General features: G+C 53.7%; 19 protein-coding genes and 1 riboswitch. Of the genes, 9 read left to right on the plus strand and 10 right to left on the minus strand.

Going from position 1 to position 16,358, the window contains the following annotated elements:
- The coding region (locus ACTIKR_RS02720) for a metal ABC transporter permease (RefSeq protein WP_442327088.1) at window positions 1–189 on the plus strand (189 nt) is incomplete at its 5' end.
- 10 nt (window positions 190–199) lie between these two features.
- On the opposite strand, the gene xerC is transcribed toward ACTIKR_RS02720, so the two are convergent.
- From xerC to ACTIKR_RS02740, 4 genes are all read right to left on the minus strand, one after another.
- Window positions 200–1,168, minus strand: a complete 969-nt coding sequence (gene xerC, locus ACTIKR_RS02725) for a tyrosine recombinase XerC (protein ID WP_226817276.1) — start codon at window positions 1,166–1,168, stop codon at window positions 200–202.
- A 52-nt stretch (window positions 1,169–1,220) separates the two neighbouring features.
- Window positions 1,221–1,883: a DUF484 family protein gene (locus ACTIKR_RS02730; RefSeq protein ID WP_442327089.1), complete on the minus strand. Its 663-nt coding sequence runs from the start codon at window positions 1,881–1,883 to the stop codon at window positions 1,221–1,223.
- 12 nt (window positions 1,884–1,895) lie between these two features.
- Window positions 1,896–2,783 (minus strand): diaminopimelate epimerase, encoded by an 888-nt coding sequence (gene dapF, locus ACTIKR_RS02735; protein WP_193090222.1) that lies wholly within the window; start codon window positions 2,781–2,783, stop codon window positions 1,896–1,898.
- 81 nt (window positions 2,784–2,864) lie between these two features.
- On the minus strand, window positions 2,865–3,746 hold the full coding sequence (locus ACTIKR_RS02740) for a lysophospholipid acyltransferase family protein (RefSeq protein ID WP_193090223.1): 882 nt from the start codon (window positions 3,744–3,746) through the stop codon (window positions 2,865–2,867).
- Window positions 3,747–4,091: 345 nt separating this feature from the next.
- On the opposite strand from ACTIKR_RS02740, the gene ACTIKR_RS02745 reads away from it, so the two are divergent.
- The 6 genes from ACTIKR_RS02745 (at window position 4,092) to ahcY (ending at window position 9,478) form a co-directional block, all read left to right on the plus strand.
- Window positions 4,092–4,415 carry a DMT family transporter gene (locus ACTIKR_RS02745; RefSeq protein WP_442327090.1) on the plus strand — a complete coding sequence of 108 codons (324 nt, stop codon included), beginning with the start codon at window positions 4,092–4,094 and terminating at the stop codon, window positions 4,413–4,415.
- 63 nt (window positions 4,416–4,478) lie between these two features.
- Complete coding sequence (locus ACTIKR_RS02750) at window positions 4,479–4,868, plus strand: DMT family transporter (RefSeq protein WP_193090225.1); 390 nt, start codon at window positions 4,479–4,481, stop codon at window positions 4,866–4,868.
- Between the two features lie 71 nt (window positions 4,869–4,939).
- Entirely contained in the window at window positions 4,940–5,479 is a 540-nt protein-coding gene (locus tag ACTIKR_RS02755; RefSeq protein WP_226817277.1) for a nucleoside deaminase, read from the plus strand.
- Between the two features lie 63 nt (window positions 5,480–5,542).
- Entirely contained in the window at window positions 5,543–5,953 is a 411-nt protein-coding gene (locus tag ACTIKR_RS02760; RefSeq protein WP_193090226.1) for a MarR family winged helix-turn-helix transcriptional regulator, read from the plus strand.
- Window positions 5,954–6,752: 799 nt separating this feature from the next.
- Entirely contained in the window at window positions 6,753–7,919 is a 1,167-nt protein-coding gene (gene metK / locus ACTIKR_RS02765) for a methionine adenosyltransferase (RefSeq protein ID WP_442327091.1), read from the plus strand.
- 13 nt (window positions 7,920–7,932) lie between these two features.
- Window positions 7,933–8,014: riboswitch (S-adenosyl-L-homocysteine riboswitch) on the plus strand.
- A gap of 69 nt (window positions 8,015–8,083) precedes the next feature.
- Entirely contained in the window at window positions 8,084–9,478 is a 1,395-nt protein-coding gene (gene ahcY / locus ACTIKR_RS02770; RefSeq protein WP_442327092.1) for an adenosylhomocysteinase, read from the plus strand.
- On the opposite strand, the gene ACTIKR_RS02775 is transcribed toward ahcY, so the two are convergent.
- Window positions 9,479–9,760 carry a hypothetical protein gene (locus ACTIKR_RS02775; protein ID WP_442327093.1) on the minus strand — a complete coding sequence of 94 codons (282 nt, stop codon included), beginning with the start codon at window positions 9,758–9,760 and terminating at the stop codon, window positions 9,479–9,481. It lies immediately after the preceding gene.
- Here ACTIKR_RS02775 and ACTIKR_RS02780 point away from each other — a divergent pair.
- Both ACTIKR_RS02780 and metF read left to right on the plus strand, forming a co-directional pair.
- Window positions 9,754–10,089, plus strand: a complete 336-nt coding sequence (locus tag ACTIKR_RS02780; protein WP_193090230.1) for a phage holin family protein — start codon at window positions 9,754–9,756, stop codon at window positions 10,087–10,089. The two genes, ACTIKR_RS02775 and ACTIKR_RS02780, sit on opposite strands and share 7 nt — an antisense overlap.
- A 4-nt stretch (window positions 10,090–10,093) precedes the next feature.
- A complete protein-coding gene (gene metF / locus ACTIKR_RS02785) occupies window positions 10,094–10,936 on the plus strand; it encodes a methylenetetrahydrofolate reductase [NAD(P)H] (protein ID WP_193090231.1) in 843 nt (280 codons plus the stop codon).
- 415 nt (window positions 10,937–11,351) lie between these two features.
- Here metF and ACTIKR_RS02790 read toward each other — a convergent pair whose 3' ends face one another.
- Genes ACTIKR_RS02790 through ACTIKR_RS02810 form a run of 5 tightly spaced genes read right to left on the minus strand, consistent with a single transcriptional unit; the run spans window position 11,352 to window position 16,330 of the window.
- On the minus strand, window positions 11,352–12,596 hold the full coding sequence (locus ACTIKR_RS02790; protein WP_442327094.1) for a branched-chain amino acid ABC transporter substrate-binding protein: 1,245 nt from the start codon (window positions 12,594–12,596) through the stop codon (window positions 11,352–11,354).
- 36 nt (window positions 12,597–12,632) lie between these two features.
- On the minus strand, window positions 12,633–13,331 hold the full coding sequence (locus ACTIKR_RS02795; RefSeq protein WP_193090233.1) for an ABC transporter ATP-binding protein: 699 nt from the start codon (window positions 13,329–13,331) through the stop codon (window positions 12,633–12,635).
- Entirely contained in the window at window positions 13,318–14,100 is a 783-nt protein-coding gene (locus tag ACTIKR_RS02800) for an ABC transporter ATP-binding protein (RefSeq protein WP_442327095.1), read from the minus strand. Before ACTIKR_RS02800 ends, ACTIKR_RS02795 begins: the two co-directional genes overlap by 14 nt.
- Window positions 14,081–15,379, minus strand: a complete 1,299-nt coding sequence (locus ACTIKR_RS02805) for a branched-chain amino acid ABC transporter permease (RefSeq protein WP_442327096.1) — start codon at window positions 15,377–15,379, stop codon at window positions 14,081–14,083. The genes ACTIKR_RS02800 and ACTIKR_RS02805 overlap by 20 nt, the downstream gene beginning before the upstream one ends.
- A 3-nt stretch (window positions 15,380–15,382) precedes the next feature.
- Complete coding sequence (locus ACTIKR_RS02810; protein ID WP_193090236.1) at window positions 15,383–16,330, minus strand: branched-chain amino acid ABC transporter permease; 948 nt, start codon at window positions 16,328–16,330, stop codon at window positions 15,383–15,385.
- Between the last annotated feature and the right edge of the window lie 28 nt (window positions 16,331–16,358).

Consider the following 16,358-nt stretch of genomic DNA (forward strand, 5'->3'; position numbering starts at 1 on the left):
GGGCGTACGCTGGGGCGGCAACTGGTCCTGGCGGTGTGTCTGGGCGTTGTGGCCTCTTATATCGGCCTGGTGCTGTCCTATCACTTCGGTCTGCCGGCTTCCAGCGCCATCATTCTGTCAGCGGGCGCCTTGTACATCCTGTCAATGCTATTTGGCAATCAGCACGGCCTGCTGCGATCTGGCCGCTAGTACAAAATCCTTATTTCTCCTTATCGGTTTCGTCCATTTTGGCACGGGGATGCGCCTTGTCGTACACCTGGGCCAGATGCTGAAAATCCAGCCTGGTATAAATTTGCGTGGTGGCAATATTGGCGTGCCCCAGCATTTCCTGCACCGCACGCAGGTCCTGCGCCGATTGCAGGACGTGGCTGGCAAAACTGTGACGCAGTACGTGAGGATGAACCTGCGCGGGAATGCCGCTGCGCATGCTCAGTTTTTTCAGTTGCAATTGAACCACCCGCGGGGCAATGCGGCGACCGCGAGCGCCCAGAAATACGGCGGACTGATCGTCTGTCGTGCTACCTGGCGGCAGCAATTTATGCCTGACGGTCAGCCATTGCGTCAGGGCGCCGATGGCGGTGCGGCCCAACGGCACGCTGCGCGTTTTACCGCCTTTGCCGGTGACCGTGACCTCGCCTTCATCCAGGTTGAGCCAGCTGACCGATTCATAGCCGTCCTTGCGGGTGTAATGAATGTCCAGGCTGACCAGTTCGGCCAGACGCAAGCCGCTGGAATAGAGTACTTCGAACATGGCCTGATCGCGCAGGTCGGCCGGTTCCGTGCCGGTGGCCACGGTCGGATGGTCCAGCAGCGCCTGGGTTTGCTCCACCGATAGCGCCTTGGGAAGCGAGCGGGCGATCTTGGGCGTCTTTACATCCAGGGCAGGATTGACTTTGACCGTGGTCTGGGGAATCCACCATTGATAAAAGCCGCGCCAGGCCGACAGAATCCGCGCCAGGCTGCGCGGGCTGTAATCCTGGGCATGTAGCCGTGCGATGGCGTGTCGGATCTGCGCATTGCTCAGATTCTCGGCGGGGATGTCCGGGTAGAAACCCAGCAACAGCACCAGATCACGCCGATAGGCCGACAGCGTGTGGCTGGCATACCGCTGGTTGGTCTGCAGATAGGCCAGCCATTTTTCCATTGAATCGGGCAGAATGCGTGTCATGGCGCTTCCCATAGGTACTGCTGCACCTGGCCGAAAGACGGTGTGGCAGGTGTCAGGCTGTGTAATTCAGGCGGCTTAAGCAGGCGCTGGCCAGCTTGCCGAGAATTTCAAGAAATGTCGTGCCCATGTCCGGCTTGAAGTGCTCGGACCCTTCTGCGGCGAAGGCCAGCACGCCAATCGTGCGCCCCTCATGCGTTAACGGCACCATGGCGACTGAGCCGGGCTTGCTGTCGAACCAGCCGTGCGCCGGCAGATAGCCTTCCTGGCCACAATAAGGCTTTTGCAGCCCGGCCACAAAGGCCTGGAGCATATCGTCGGAGCCCTGGAAACGCTCGTCTTTGAGGGCTGGAAGATTCCACAGGCGCAGGGCGACTTCCAGCATATCGAATTCCTGGCGCAGCCCGTCAACTACGCGTTGCGGCAGTCTCTGCGGATCCTGCTCGGCCAGCATATGCGTACACCAGAGCGTGACATGATCGCTGATGGTTTCGTTGGAATTGGCATTGTGCAGCAGCTCAGACAGCTTCCACTCCAGTTCCTTGTTGCGCGTGCGCAGCGTCAGAATCTGGCGTTCACCCAATGACAGTGTGTTGCGTGCATGAGGGTGGGGTACCTTCAGAGACGAAAAAATATCGGCGTGCTCATCAAAAAAAGCAGGGTTGTCCTGCAGAAATTGTGCGACGGTTTCTGCTGTCAGTGTGGCAGCTTCAGACATGAGTACGTTCCTTTATAAAGCAGTGCTGTTGCGATACTGCGCAACCAGGCGATCAATGTTTATTTCACTTGAAAATACCGTCACGGCCGGGCCGCGCATGGTAATTTGCGTGCCGTCCCAGGCGATGTTCAGGTCGCCGCCGCGCGTATGGACGGTCACCGGCGATTGCAGGCGCCCGCGCCGGATACCCGCGACCACGGCGGCGCAGGCGCCGGTCCCGCAGGCCAGCGTTTCACCAGCCCCGCGTTCATAAACCCGCAAGTTGATCGTATGCGGGTCCACGATTTGCATAAACCCGGCATTGACGCGATTGCCAAAGCGCGGGTGCCCTTCGATCAGCGGGCCTTGCACGGCGACCGGTGCGCTGGCGACATCATCTACGATCTGCACGGCATGCGGGTTGGAAATGGCAACCAGCGAGAGCGTGACGGTATCGCCATTGCTCAGCGGCAACGACCATAGCGTGTCGTCATGATCGCGCGTGCTTGGCAGATCGCTTGTGTCAAATGCGACAGCCTCGGGTTCAAAGCGGGTTTGTCCCATATTGACCGTGACCGTTGTGTCATCGGCTTCTTCGAGCGTGATCAGGCCGGTTGCAATTTCGGCCTTCAGCGGATTGCGCGAAGACAGTTTCTGTTCGTGCACAAAGCGGACAAAGCAGCGAGCGCCGTTGCCGCAATGCTCTACTTCAGTGCCATCGGCATTGAAAATGCGGTATCGGAAATCGGCCTCGGGGTGGCTTGGCGCTTCGACCAGCAGGATCTGGTCTGCGCCGATGCCAAATTGCCGGTGCGCCAGCGCGCGAGCACGCTCGGGCGTCATGTCGATGGACTGACGTACGCCATCGAGCACAACAAAGTCGTTGCCGGCGCCGTGCATTTTCGAGAAAGACCAGATCATTGAACGTTTTCCTGATTGAACCGCTGATTATTGGACATTATTATCGCCGATCCTGCACGGCAGCACCATGACCATGCGCAATCAATAAAATTTCTTTTCCCCTTCGGGGCGGGTTTTGAAGCGCCGATGCACCCAATAATACTGGGGCGGATCGGCGCGCACCCACTCTTGCAGCTGTTGGTTGCCGAAAAGCGTGGCCTGCTCCAGGCTCATCTGGCCTGGAAAATCGTCAAAGGCAGGTAGCACCCGGGTGTGATAGTGACCGGTGGCGCTGTCCCAGCGGGTCACGATGGGAATCACGTCGGCCTTCCAGGTCCGGGCAATTTGGGCGGTTGCCGGCAGGGTCGCTGCCGGTACGCCAAAGAAAGGCACAAAGAGGGCGCCTTCGCGGCCAAAGTCCATGTCCGGCAGGTAATACACCGGCGTGCCCTGGCGCAGTTGCCGGATGAGACCGCGAATGCCCTCCTTGCGAGGGATCTGGGTCACTTTATTGAAGCGACCGCGTCCTTTGATCATCAGGGCATCAACCTGCGGATCGGATGCAGGCGTGTACATGGTGGCCGATTTGACCAGATGCATGGACAAAATAGTGGCTGCGGCGTCCAGCCCGACAAAGTGCGGGGCGAACATCAATGTGGGTCGGGAGGAGTCGATGCTGTTCTGGATGTGTTCATAACCGCTAAGGTGCACCATGCGGCGGATTTTATCTTCCGAGCCGTACCATAGCACAGCGCGATCAATCATGGTCTGGGCCAGGGCACGAAAATGTTCCCGCAACCAGCGCTGGCGCTGAGCTGGCGTAGCCTCGGGGAAACACAATTGGAGATTGGTGCTCACGATGAAGCGGCGGCGCTTCATCAGCGTGCGCATCAAGGTAGCGCAGATACTGCCCAGGCCCAGACGCAGGCGGTCCGGTAATAGATTGATGGTGCGGAAAAGAAAAACGAGTAATGCGGATTTCATAATGTTTGAAGATGAGCGAAATGCGTGCTGACAATATGTGCTGGCAGTGCGCCGTGACAAGCACGTCGCTGGCTGCCGGCCTGGCGGCATTGCCGGCAGACGGGTGCGATCCTGAATTTTTTCGATTGTAATGGAGAAAAGGATGGCATGGTCCAGGCGGTTGCCTTGACGAGCAAGACGGGTACACTGGCAAAAAACACTATATATGCATGCGCAAACAAATATATTGACGCGCATCTTTGTTTCTTATAATATGCATGCACATGCAAACAATAAATAAATGAAATCTGATGATCTCCATTGCCTTGCATGAAAGCAAACTGTTGAACACTTTATAAAGGAAATATGATGAGCTGGTTATATCTTGGAATCGCCGTGGTCTTTGAGGTCGCGGTCGCAATATCGGCAGGCAATGCCAAGGGATTCACCCGGGCAGGGTGGACGATCGCCACCCTTGTCAGCGGAGTTATTGCCACTTATTTTCTCAGCCTTGCGCTGCTGACCTTCGATGTGGGCATTGGCTACGCAATCTGGACCTCGGTCGCAGGCGTAGGCATCGTTATTCTGGGCGCACTGTTCTTTGGGCAGCGACTGAACTGGAACAAGGTCCTCGGGATTGTTTTGGTCATCGGAGGCGTTGTCGGTTTGCAGCTCAGTGGTGCGGCGTAAGGCGTTGGCAGTCATTGACAGATATTGGTTAATTTAATTTATATAACTTTGAAGGAAATAGATATGTTGACAACAAACAAAAAAAATCCGGGTAGTGGGCAGGCGTGGATGATGTTGCTGCTGGCCGGTGCGTTCGAAATCGGTTATGCGCTCAGTGTTGGTGGGAGTCAAGCCTTTACCGTGTTGAGCTGGTCGCTTGCCGCCATCGTTTTCTTTTTGCTCACGCTGTATTTTCTCAGCGCCGCCCTGAGGACGATTGACGTGGGGATCGGCTACGCAGTCTGGGCGGGTATTGGCGCGGTCGGCGCGGCTGCTTTTGGCAGCGTCCTGCTTGATCAGCCACTGACGGCGGTGCAGGTATTTTGGCTGGTCGTTATCATCGCAGGGGTCGTCTGGCTCAAACTGGCCGATAGCGTCAAACTGCAGGCAGAGCAAAGCAGCGAGCCATTCTGAGCAGAGGTTTGTTGCGGTGCTGAAAAATACCGACAGGTATATCCAGGAGGAAAAAATGATCTTTTTATCCAATGACAGCTTCGGTTTCTCATGCGGTAAAAGAGGCAAGAACGCGGGTGGCTCCGATGGCCGTTGATCTTGCGAAACGTCTGCCGCCGCTTATGCAGGAGGTCGTCGCCTTCTCCATGGAACATGTCCATCAAGGTGGTATTCCATTTGCCGCATTTGTGGTCGATGGCGGTGGCACAGTCCTGGGGCGCGGGGTCAATCGCGTATGCGAGTGTCGTGATCCGACCGCGCATGCCGAGGTTCAGGCCATACGGGATGCATGCCGTGCCCACGGTATTGGCCGTTTGCACGGGGCAACGCTTTTGGCTTCAGGAGAGCCTTGTGCGATGTGTTATATGAGTGCACTCTATGCGGGTATCACGCAGATATGCTTTGCTGTTGATCGGGACGAAGCGGCAGCCAATGGCTTTGACTATCGTGGCAGCTACACGGTTTTGGCCAGCGATCCCATTGACTGGCATTCGCCCGTGGTCCGAAAACTGCCTGTGCCCGAAGGTTTGCAGCCGTTTCTGGCGTTTCGCGCCCGGTCTGCCTCGGCTTGATTTTGCATGGACATGCATATGATAAGATATTTTGCTGAACGATTAAGGACGTGGTGAACTTCGATGTCAAAGAAAAGTGATACATGGCTTAAGCTGATTCAGGTGATCGCCAATGTCGAGGCCAGGCTTGGCGCGGTGCTGCAGGCAAAGCATGGGCTTGGTCTTTCAGAGTATCGTGCACTTGAGGTATTGGCGCGTTCGCCCAACGCCGAATTGCGCATGCAGGAGCTTGCGTCGCATCTGCGCCTGAACCAGAGTTCGGTTTCGCGGATGGCTGAGCGTCTGGAACGCGTCGGGTTTACCATTCGCGATCTGTGCCCGGACGACAAACGAGGGGTTTATACAGTGATCACCGATAAAGGGCGGGCGCATCTGGATGGCGCGCGAGTCGATTACGAAAATGCGCTGGATGAAGCAGTCAAAGAATGCGGGTGTGAAAAGCTGCTGCTCATGAAATTTATCAATGCAGGATAGCTGGCCTGACGCTATCATTACGGCTGCGCCACTTTGAAGGGGTGAGGGTGTCAGGCGCCAGGTTATGTCGGCCCGGCATGCCGCCGGCAGTTGGCGACAGTGTGTTCAAATGCACGTCCTGGAGGGCGGCGTACCCTGGATGGTTTACAGGCACGAACAGTGCACCCATCGGTTTTCCACAATTGACAAAATCCTGGACAATTCTGTACATTAACACCTGAACCGATGCGGACCCTCCCGCACCGGTCCCTGATCAATAGGCGGGTGTCATCAACACCAGCATCAGTACGATCAGGATAAGTAGAAATACGATCTGCTTCATCGTAAACTCCTTATCAGATTGGCCCGGCTTCGGTCGGGCCTTTTACCGTCGGCTGTTTATCAGCGCTGTGGCAAAGGCGCCTGGCCCCTGCCACAGCGATATTTTCTGCAAACCCATGCCCTTGCGGTCTGCCGGTGCATCGTATGTATCTGCCTCGTTTTCTACCAAGACAGTCGGTCAGCCCGCCGACTTTTGCGCTCCTACATGGCGAATGTCGCGCCAGGTTGCCTTTTATCTACTGCTGTCAGGGTTTTTCAGGCCTTCGCAGTCAAATTGTCATAAAATGATTTCCGGTCGCTGAGTTAACCGACAACTTGCGGGGCGACAGCTGAATACACGGTGCACATGCCAGGCTTGGCATGGGGTCGTTTTCAGATACATTCCGCTAAAGCGTCGCGCCAGTATTAATCCCATTCGGTGCTGCGCGTTCTTTTTAAGAATGTCGGTTTTGTTTTGACACTATTAATTGGACGCAACATGGCCCACAACGATTTTCTCTTTACTTCCGAATCCGTTTCCGAAGGTCACCCCGACAAGGTTGCTGACCAGATTTCCGACGCCATTCTTGATGCGCTGCTCGAGCAGGACCCCCAGTCCCGCGTAGCCGCCGAAACCCTGTGCAATACCGGCCTGGTTGTCTTGGCCGGAGAAATCAGCACCAAAGCCAACATCGACTATATTCAGATCGCGCGCGATACGATCAAGCGCATTGGCTATGACAATACCGAGTATGGTATTGACTACAAGGGCTGCGCAGTACTGGTCGCCTACGACAAGCAGTCTCCCGACATTGCCCAGGGTGTTGATCGCAGCGAAGAAGATATTCTGAATCAGGGCGCTGGGGATCAGGGCCTGATGTTTGGTTTCGCATGCGACGAAACGCCGGATCTCATGCCTGCGCCCATCTGGTATGCCCACCGTCTGGTGCAGCGCCAGAGCGAATTGCGCAAGGACGGCCGGCTGCCCTGGCTGCGTCCCGATGCCAAATCCCAGGTCACGTTCCGGTATGTCGATGGCAAGCCGGTAGAGGTCCATACCGTTGTGCTCTCTACCCAGCATGCCCCGGAGATCTCGCAGGACGCGATCCGCGAAGCGGTCATCGAAGACATCATCAAGCCGACTTTCGCCGAAGGCTTGATCACGGCCGATACCAAGTTTCTGATCAACCCGACGGGCAAGTTCATTATTGGCGGCCCTCAGGGTGATTGCGGCCTGACCGGACGCAAGATCATTGTCGATACCTATGGCGGTGCCTGCCCGCACGGCGGTGGCGCGTTTTCAGGCAAGGATCCTTCCAAGGTTGACCGTTCTGCTGCCTATGCGGCACGTTATGTGGCCAAGAATATTGTTGCTGCGGGCCTGGCGCGCCAGTGCCAGATCCAGGTCAGCTACGCCATCGGTGTGGCCGAGCCCATCAATATCACCGTGTACACGGAAGGCACCGGCGTCATCCCTGACGACGAGATTGCCAAACTGGTACGCGAGCATTTTGACCTGCGTCCGCGCGGTATTGTGCAGATGCTGGATCTGCTGCGTCCGATCTATACCAAATCTGCCGCCTATGGGCACTTTGGCCGCTCGGAGCCCGAGTTCAGCTGGGAAGCGCTGGACAAGGCGGCGGTTCTGAAAAAAGCCATCGCTTAAGGTATAATCGTCGTGTCCTGAGGGGCGTTGCGACATGACTTCCCCGTCATGCCAGGCTCAGGATACGATCAGGTAACGAACCGCGCTCATCATATACTGCGTTGCTGGTCTATGGTGAGACGTAACTCACAGTCGGCATCGCAGTATGTTTCAGGATGAAAACTATGACTGCTGATTATAAAATTGCCGATATTACACTGGCCGACTGGGGCCGGCGTGAACTGTCCATTGCCGAAACCGAAATGCCGGGCCTGATGGCCACGCGCGAAGAGTTCGCCAAATCCCAACCGCTCAAGGGCGCCCGCATTGCCGGCAGCCTGCACATGACCATCCAGACCGGTGTGCTGATCGAAACGCTCACTGCGCTGGGCGCCGAGGTGCGCTGGGCTTCCTGCAATATTTTCTCTACCCAGGATCACGCTGCCGCCGCCATTGCTGCCAGTGGCGTACCGGTATTTGCCATCAAGGGCGAAACGCTGGCCGATTACTGGGAATATACACACCGCATTTTCGACTGGCCGGGTGAACAGGCCAATATGATCCTGGATGATGGCGGCGACGCCACCACCCTGTTGCATCTGGGCGCCAAGGCGGAAAAAGACATGTCCGTGCTGGACAATCCGGGCAGCGAAGAGGAAACCGTGCTGTTTGCCGCCATTGCCGAGCGCCTGGCCAAAGATGCCACCTGGTACTCGACAAGACTGGCCAATATCATTGGCGTGACCGAAGAGACCACGACCGGCGTGCACCGCCTGTACCAGATGGCACAGAAGGGCGAATTGCATATTCCCGCCATCAACGTCAACGACTCCGTGACCAAATCCAAGTTCGATAACCTGTACGGCTGCCGTGAATCGCTGGTCGACGGCATCAAGCGCGCGACCGACGTGATGGTCGCCGGCAAGATTGCGGTTGTGGCCGGTTTTGGCGATGTGGGCAAGGGTTGCGCCCAGGCGCTATCGGCCCTGCGCGCCCAGGTGTGGGTCACCGAAATCGATCCGATCTGCGCCCTGCAGGCATCCATGGAAGGCTACAAAGTGGTCACCATGGAGGAAGCGGCGGACAAGGCAGATATCTTTGTCACGGCTACCGGCAACTACCATGTGATTACACGCGATCATATGGAGCGCATGAAAAACGAAGCCATCGTTTGCAACATTGGTCACTTTGACAATGAGATTGATGTGGCTGCCGTCGAAGATTTGCAGTGGGAAGAGATCAAGCCGCAGGTTGACCATATTATTTTCCCCGATGGCAAACGTATTATTCTGCTGGCCAAGGGACGCCTGGTCAATCTGGGTTGTGCTACCGGCCATCCGTCATTTGTGATGTCTGCCTCGTTTACCAACCAGACCATTGCGCAGATCGAATTGTTTACCCGTACCGAACAGTACAATAAAGGCCAGGTGTATGTGCTGCCCAAGCATCTCGATGAAAAGGTGGCGCGCCTGCATCTGAAAAAACTGGGTGTGAATCTCACAACGCTGTCGCAGAAACAGGCCGATTACATCAGCGTGCCTGCGCAGGGACCATTCAAACCCGATCATTATCGCTATTGATCAATCGCGGCGATTGCTGTCGGCCCGCACGATTATCACAAATGTGATTGCTGCAAATGTGATGATCCTGCCGACAGCAGTTCGCTTTTGGATTGGCAGCAGGAGCATGCCGCAGTGCGGCAACTTTCGATCATTGTGCTGCCGTTCGACTGTCATGTAAGGCATTGCAGTTGGACGGGGGCGCAATGGCAGCGTGAGCTTAGGGCGCACGTTGTTCTGGTGTTGGTGTTCTTTTGGTGTTGGTGTTCTATTAGGGAATTTAAAGGAGAAGTAATATGACATTGCTGTTAACCTGGGTCCTGCAGGCGCTGGCCCTGATGATTGTTGCCTATATTCTGCCTGGCATTACTGTAACCAGCTTTGTATCTGCGCTTATTGCAGCTGTCATTCTGGGGCTGGTCAATACGGTTGTTTATCCCATTCTTGCCATTCTGACCCTGCCAATTACCGTTGTTACGCTGGGGCTTTTCCTGTTGGTGCTTAACGTGCTGATGTTCTGGCTGGCCGGATCGGTATTCAATGGCTTCAAGGTGGATGGTTTCTGGTCGGCCGTCATTGGCGCCGTGCTGTATTCCATCATTTCTGCAATTTTGCTGAGTATTCTGAATTAACGTTATGAGTTCTTTTTCCGACGAGGCATTCAGCCTGGAGTTTTTCCCGCCGCGCGATCAGGCATCGCGCGAGCGACTGGTAGGCACCGCCAAGCAGTTGATGGCGATGCATCCTCGTTATGTAAGTGTGACTTTCGGGGCAGGCGGTTCTACCCGGGATGGAACGGCCGAGACCGTCTCCATGTTCTCGCAACTCGGTTGTGAGGCTGCCCCGCACCTTTCCTGCATCGGTGCCAGCAGAGCATCGCTGATTCAATTGCTGGATCAGTACAAGGCCAAAGACATTCGTCGTATTGTGGCGTTGCGCGGCGATCTGCCCTCGGGCATGGGAGGCAATGATTCAGAGTTGCCGTACGCGTCCGAGCTGGTCAGGCTTATTCGTGAACATTCGGGTGACTGGTTTCATGTCGAAGTAGCCGCCTATCCGGAAACGCACCCGCAAGCCGACAGCCCCGAGCATGATCTGAATAATTTTGTGACCAAGGTCAATGCCGGCGCCAACAGTGCGATTACGCAGTATTTTTTCAATGCCGATGCCTATTTCGATTTTATCGATCGTGCCGTGCAGCGTGGCGTCACAATTCCGATCGTGCCCGGAATCATGCCCATTACCAACCATACGCAGTTGCTGCGTTTTTCGCAAATGTGCGGTGCCGAAGTGCCGCGCTGGATTCGCCTGCGTCTGGCGCAATTTGGTGATGACAAGGCGTCGATTCGTGCCTTTGGCGCCGATGTCGTTACACAATTGTGCCAGAAGCTGATTGACGGTGGCGTGCCGGGCATTCATTTTTACACGCTCAATAATGCCGAAGCCACCCTGGCGATCTGGAAAAATCTGCGCTATTGAGTTTGCGGATAATCCGAAGCCTTTAAAAAGGTGCTCATCTTTTTCCGACCTGATTAGATTGCCGGGGGTTGCGGTCTGGTCACTGTCTCTTTAATAGAAAGAGACAGAAAAATAATTAAAATTAATTACAACAATGAAAATGGCTGCCTGTGTTTTATAAAATTTTTCTGGCTAATAAATTGAACAAGAGAAAGAATATTATGGCAATAATAAAGCCAATATACGAATAAGGTGCTGGCAAAAAGAGTGCTATTGCGACTATTAGTAAAGCGAGAGCACCCCCGCCGGAGGCACATAATTTGTGGTTCAGGCATTGGCTATTTTCCCAGCCATTTTATAGCAGTTATGGAAGTGGATTTGGTACCCCACGTCTGGGGTGATGCGACTGCCCCAAACGTGTTGTGTCGCTATAGCATTAGCGTTTTGGTCGTTTCATGTCGCAAGTGGTGGGCAATTGCGCTTCGGCAGCCGGAATGACTTCCTCTGTGCGCCAACCAAAGCCAGTGCCTTCCTGCTCAAGCTGCACATTAGTGTCATTGGTTTTGGACCATGTTGCTACATACAAAGCCTGCTGTAGTTGATGGTCAGAAGCGCGCATTTTGATTTTTCCATTAAGGCTATCGAGCTCCATGTCTTCCAGGGCAAATGCCACGTCAACTGGATTGGTGGAACCCGTTTCTTTCATTGCCTTTGAAAGAAGCGCCACACCGGAATAAGCCTGCAGCCAGGTCAGGTCATCGTTATGCTTTTCTTTAAAGCCTTCGACCAGGTCCCTGCCTTTATAGCTTTCGTTATTAACGTTCCATACACCCACGTATTTGACACGCTCAAGACCGCTTTCGCCCATGGCTGTCGGCGAGCCTTTTAGCACGGCGTAGTATGTGTAGAAGTTTGCCTCAAGCCCAGAAGCACGTGCCGCCTTAATCAACAGTGCCAGGTCAGAGCCCCAGTTGCCTGTAATGATGGTGTCAGCGCCAGATGCTTTGATTTTGGCTATGTAAGGTGCGAAGTCCTTTACTTCACCAATTGGGTGCAAGTCATCGCCAACAATTTCTACATCGGGACGCTTTTGAGCAAGCATTGCCTTGGCGGCCTTACTGACAGCGCGCCCAAAGGCATAGTTTTGACCAATCACATACACTTTTTTAACCTCTTGGTTTTTGGCCAAGTGGTTAACCAGAGCTTGCATTTTCATGTCGGAATTAGAATCGACACTAAACTGCCAGAAGCTGCATTTGTTGTTAGTGAGTTCTGGATCGATCGCACCATGGTTAATGAATAAGACTTCCTTGCCAGGGTTGCGCGCGTTATGTTTGTTGATCGCCTCAACCAAGCCAAATGCGACCCCAGATCCATTCGCTTGAGCAACATAACGGTAGCCTTGGTCAATGGCTCGCTTAAGCTGGCTTAGGCTGTCCTGTACACCTGCTTTGTTATCGAAACCGACGAACTCTAGTGTGTGCTCACCGGCCCATTTTTCCTTGTTGGCGATGTCGCCAATATACTGCCATGTACGCATCTGGTTTTCGCCTAATGCCGCGAATGATCCGGATAATGGGTCGATGAGCGCAACCTTGACGTTGTCAGCATGGGCCATACCTGCAAATAGGCCTATCGTTAGTGCTATAGCGCTTAGTTTGAGTTGTGTTTTTTGCTTCATTTTGTCTCCTTCCTGTATTAGTTACAAGTACAAACGTTAAACCTCCAGCCAGTCTCTGCGCACTTCCTGTGCATTGGACAGATCGTCGGGGGCTCCTTCAAAAACGATAGTTCCGTGGCCCATTACATAAAGCCTTTGGGAAATATCGAGTGCAATTGCCAGCTTTTGCTCTACTAGCAAAACTGCTACGCCACGCTGACGAAGTACGTCAAGGTATTCGGCTACTTGATCAACAATTAGTGGGGCAAGCCCTTCTGTGGGCTCGTCAATCATGATCAGTTTAGGGTCGCCAATTAACGACCGGCACAGCGTTAGCATTTGCTGCTCACCGCCCGATATTACCCCAGCGGATGTATTTCTACGTTCTTTCAGGCGCGGGAACATGTTGTACATATCTTCCATGCTCCATTGCGAACGCTTGCCACGCTGCTGCCCGAGCAGTAGATTTTGCTCTACCGTTAGAGATGGAAAAATATCGCGAGTTTCCGGTACGTACCCCAAGCCTTGCAACGCTATTTCGTGGGTTCGCATGCCGGTGATTTCTTTGCCATCAAATACTACTGATCCGGCCGACTGCACCAACCCCATCACCGCCTTAATCGTCGTTGATCGACCGACACCATTGCGACCCAGCAGGCTGACAATTTCGCCGGCGTTTACATGCAGATCAACGCCTTGAAGCACATGGCTTTTTCCGTAATAGGCGTGTAGCCCTGAAATCTCAAGTAACGCCATCTTTCACCTCTTTTTGCTGATCTTTTGAAACGCCTAGATAAGCCTCTTGTACGCTGACATTGGAACGAATATATTCTGTTGTGTCACAGGCTATTACCTGCCCGTACACCACCACCGCAACACGATCAGCCAACCCAAACACAACCCCCATGTCATGTTCGACCATTAAAAGTGTTTTGTTGATGGTGACCGTTTTAATCAGTTCAATGGCTGCGTCACTTTCGCCACGGCTCATGCCTGCGGTTGGTTCATCCAGCAAGATAGTGCTGCTTCCGCCGGCGACGGCGATGCCAATTTCCAGCGTACGTTGTTCGGCATAGGTAAGCAAATTGACGGCGATATCGCGCCGCGACTCCAGCCCAATAAGCTCCAGCACTTCCTGCGCGCGTTCGTGCAGCGGCCTGAGCTGACTGATGTGCTGCCAAAACGTATAGCGATAGCCCTTGGACCACATGCAAGCCGATAGTATGTTTTCGTAGACCGACTGGCGATGAAACAGGTTAGTAATCTGAAAACTACGGCTTAGCCCACTTCGATATATTTGCTGTGCATTTTGGTCGTCTATCTGTTTACCGTCAAACCATATCTGGCCAGAGCTAATAGGCAAGCGCCCAGAAATAAGATGGAACAAGGTGGATTTGCCGGCGCCGTTAGGTCCAATCACGGCTAGCCTTTCACCGCTATTTACAGCCAGATCCACCCCTCGGATTATCTCGGTTTTGCCAAACTGTTTGCGCACATCTTTTAGTTCAAGAATGGTGTTTGTCATTGCAGTCCCCCTGAGGCTCGGGTTTGTCTACGGCTAATCGTTCAAGTAATGCACGCCCCGCAGGCTTGATGGTTAGCATCCCAGCCAGCAAAATCACAGCACCAACAGCCCACGCCACGAAGCTTTGGTGGTTTAGGAGCAGCCCAAACAGTGGCATGGGGTCCGATGTGCCCGTAGCCCGGTGATACATAAGTTCGATCAAGGTAATGACGCCAACCAATAGCAGCAATGCGCTTAGCGTCAGGCGCAGGAGCGATAGGTACTGCCGTTGAGCTAGAGTTTGACGCAAAACGTCCAGGCCCGGCTTTAAAAGACTGCTGATACCCCCGGGTGCATAAACCACCACCAGCATAAACACGAGCCCCAAATATATTTGCCAGCCAGCTGTGTAGTCTGGCAAGAATTTGGTCAGCATGATCCCGACAAGGGCGCCCAGCATGGGGCCTATGAAGGTACCTGTGCCGCCAATGAATGTGAACAGCAATACGGCGCCGGACTCATGCAGGCTAAGTATCTCGTCTGTGGCGATTTCGAAGTTGATTGCCATCAAGGCGCCACCTATGCCTGCAAATAACCCAGATATCATCAGCGCCATGTAGCGCAGCAAATGTGGGTCGAACCCAATAAATGAGATGCGCTCTTCGTTGTCACGCACACCGTTTAGCAGGCGTCCCAATGGGGTTCTGGTTAAAAAGAATGTTGCCATCGCACATATGAATAGCCACGCAGCGGCCAGATAATAGACTTGAATTTGTGGTCCGAAGTCCCAATCGAACAAATAGTTCCCGTATACCCGGTTGGTGGAAACGCCACCCTCACCACCGAAAAATGCGGGAAACATTAATGCGCTTGCAAAAACCATCTGGCCTATGCCCAGTGTAATCATGGCAAATGTCACGCCAGAAGTGCGCGTAATGACGTAGCCTATCAGAGTCGCAACGGCCAGGCCGGTGATTGCGCCGACAATGGGTACCAATGGAAGCGGCAACCAAATCGAGCCATCGCTGGCAAGATTCATGGCATGAACCGACATGAAGGCACCCAGCCCAGAAAATGCGGCATGCCCAAAGGACAGCATGCCACTTTGGCCAAGCAATACATTGTATGAAAGCGCCAGCACCATCATGGTACTAATTTGCGTCAGATGGGAAAGAGCCAGAGACGAAGTAAAAATATGCGGCGCCACTACCAGGACGATGGCGAAACCTAACCATATCAATGGCATCCGATTAGGCGTCAGATTATTAGGCCGGTTGGCAGTCAAGGAATGTGTAGACATAGCTTAATTCTCCCGTTTGCCCAGCAACCCACGTGGACGAAATATTAAAACCAACACTAGAAGTGCATATGGCAATATGGGGGCGACTTGCGATACAGTGACGCTTAATACAGAGTGACCAAATACGTCGGGACCTAAACCTAAGCCTATGGACGACAGGCCGTCTAATAGTGATAGGTCGATGGCTACAGCAAAGGTTTGGATTACGCCAAGTAGTAGCGATGCCAGTAATGCACCCATTAGCGAGCCCATACCGCCAGCAACGACTACCACAAAAATAATCGTTCCTAAGGTTTCAGCCATGCTTGGTTCGGTAACAAATGCATTACCGCCAATGACACCGGCCAAGCCAGCCAGAGCACACCCGCCACCAAACACCAACATGAATACGCGCGGCACGTTATGCCCTAAGGACTCGACCATTTCCGGGTGAGTAAGCGAGGCTTGTATGATCAGGCCCACCCTGGTGCGGGTCAGGACTAGATACAGTGTCAAAAGCGTTAATACGGCAATCAACATCATAAAAGCCTGGTATTTGGGAAATGACGTGGTGTAGATGGTGAATATTGATCCTTGCAGTATTTCTGGGATGCCATAAGGCACAGAGGACCGACCCCATATCAGCTGCACAGCTTCCAGTATCAGATACGACATGCCGAAGGTATATAGCAGCTCGGCCACGTGACCATATTTGTGCACCGCACGCAAACCGTAACGCTCTACCAGCACGCCACCCAAGCCTGCCAGTATTGGGGCGACGACAAATGCCACCCAAAATCCAGCCACGCCGCTTATGGTGTAGGCCAAATAAGCACCCAGCATATAAAAGCTGGCATGGGCAAAGTTAAGTACCCCCATCATGCTGAAAATCAGCGTTAGCCCTGAAGACAGCATGAACAAAAGCAGTCCATAGCTAAGGCTATTCAGAAGAGAGATTAGAAAAAACTCCATTCGGGTCTCCTTTTGTGGCTAATCATTA

The sequence above is a fragment of the Advenella sp. genome (assembly GCF_052108595.1).
In the GTDB taxonomy this organism is placed as follows: Bacteria; Pseudomonadota; Gammaproteobacteria; order Burkholderiales; family Burkholderiaceae_B; genus Advenella.

Coding starts and splice junctions, on each gene's coding strand:
- ACTIKR_RS02730 (WP_442327089.1), bottom strand. CDS start 1,883: ATGTCTGAAGCTGCCACACTGACAGCAGAAACCGTCGCACAATTTCTG.
- ACTIKR_RS02775 (WP_442327093.1), bottom strand. CDS start 9,760: ATGTCATATTACTTCTCCTTTAAATTCCCTAATAGAACACCAACACCA.
- metK (WP_442327091.1), top strand. CDS start 6,753: ATGGCCCACAACGATTTTCTCTTTACTTCCGAATCCGTTTCCGAAGGT.
- ahcY (WP_442327092.1), top strand. CDS start 8,084: ATGACTGCTGATTATAAAATTGCCGATATTACACTGGCCGACTGGGGC.
- ACTIKR_RS02790 (WP_442327094.1), bottom strand. CDS start 12,596: ATGAAGCAAAAAACACAACTCAAACTAAGCGCTATAGCACTAACGATA.
- ACTIKR_RS02780 (WP_193090230.1), top strand. CDS start 9,754: ATGACATTGCTGTTAACCTGGGTCCTGCAGGCGCTGGCCCTGATGATT.
- ACTIKR_RS02795 (WP_193090233.1), bottom strand. CDS start 13,331: ATGGCGTTACTTGAGATTTCAGGGCTACACGCCTATTACGGAAAAAGC.
- dapF (WP_193090222.1), bottom strand. CDS start 2,783: ATGATCTGGTCTTTCTCGAAAATGCACGGCGCCGGCAACGACTTTGTT.
- ACTIKR_RS02745 (WP_442327090.1), top strand. CDS start 4,092: ATGATGAGCTGGTTATATCTTGGAATCGCCGTGGTCTTTGAGGTCGCG.
- xerC (WP_226817276.1), bottom strand. CDS start 1,168: ATGACACGCATTCTGCCCGATTCAATGGAAAAATGGCTGGCCTATCTG.
- metF (WP_193090231.1), top strand. CDS start 10,094: ATGAGTTCTTTTTCCGACGAGGCATTCAGCCTGGAGTTTTTCCCGCCG.
- ACTIKR_RS02805 (WP_442327096.1), bottom strand. CDS start 15,379: ATGTCTACACATTCCTTGACTGCCAACCGGCCTAATAATCTGACGCCT.
- ACTIKR_RS02800 (WP_442327095.1), bottom strand. CDS start 14,100: ATGACAAACACCATTCTTGAACTAAAAGATGTGCGCAAACAGTTTGGC.
- ACTIKR_RS02750 (WP_193090225.1), top strand. CDS start 4,479: ATGTTGACAACAAACAAAAAAAATCCGGGTAGTGGGCAGGCGTGGATG.
- ACTIKR_RS02755 (WP_226817277.1), top strand. CDS start 4,940: ATGACAGCTTCGGTTTCTCATGCGGTAAAAGAGGCAAGAACGCGGGTG.
- ACTIKR_RS02760 (WP_193090226.1), top strand. CDS start 5,543: ATGTCAAAGAAAAGTGATACATGGCTTAAGCTGATTCAGGTGATCGCC.
- ACTIKR_RS02810 (WP_193090236.1), bottom strand. CDS start 16,330: ATGGAGTTTTTTCTAATCTCTCTTCTGAATAGCCTTAGCTATGGACTG.
- ACTIKR_RS02740 (WP_193090223.1), bottom strand. CDS start 3,746: ATGAAATCCGCATTACTCGTTTTTCTTTTCCGCACCATCAATCTATTA.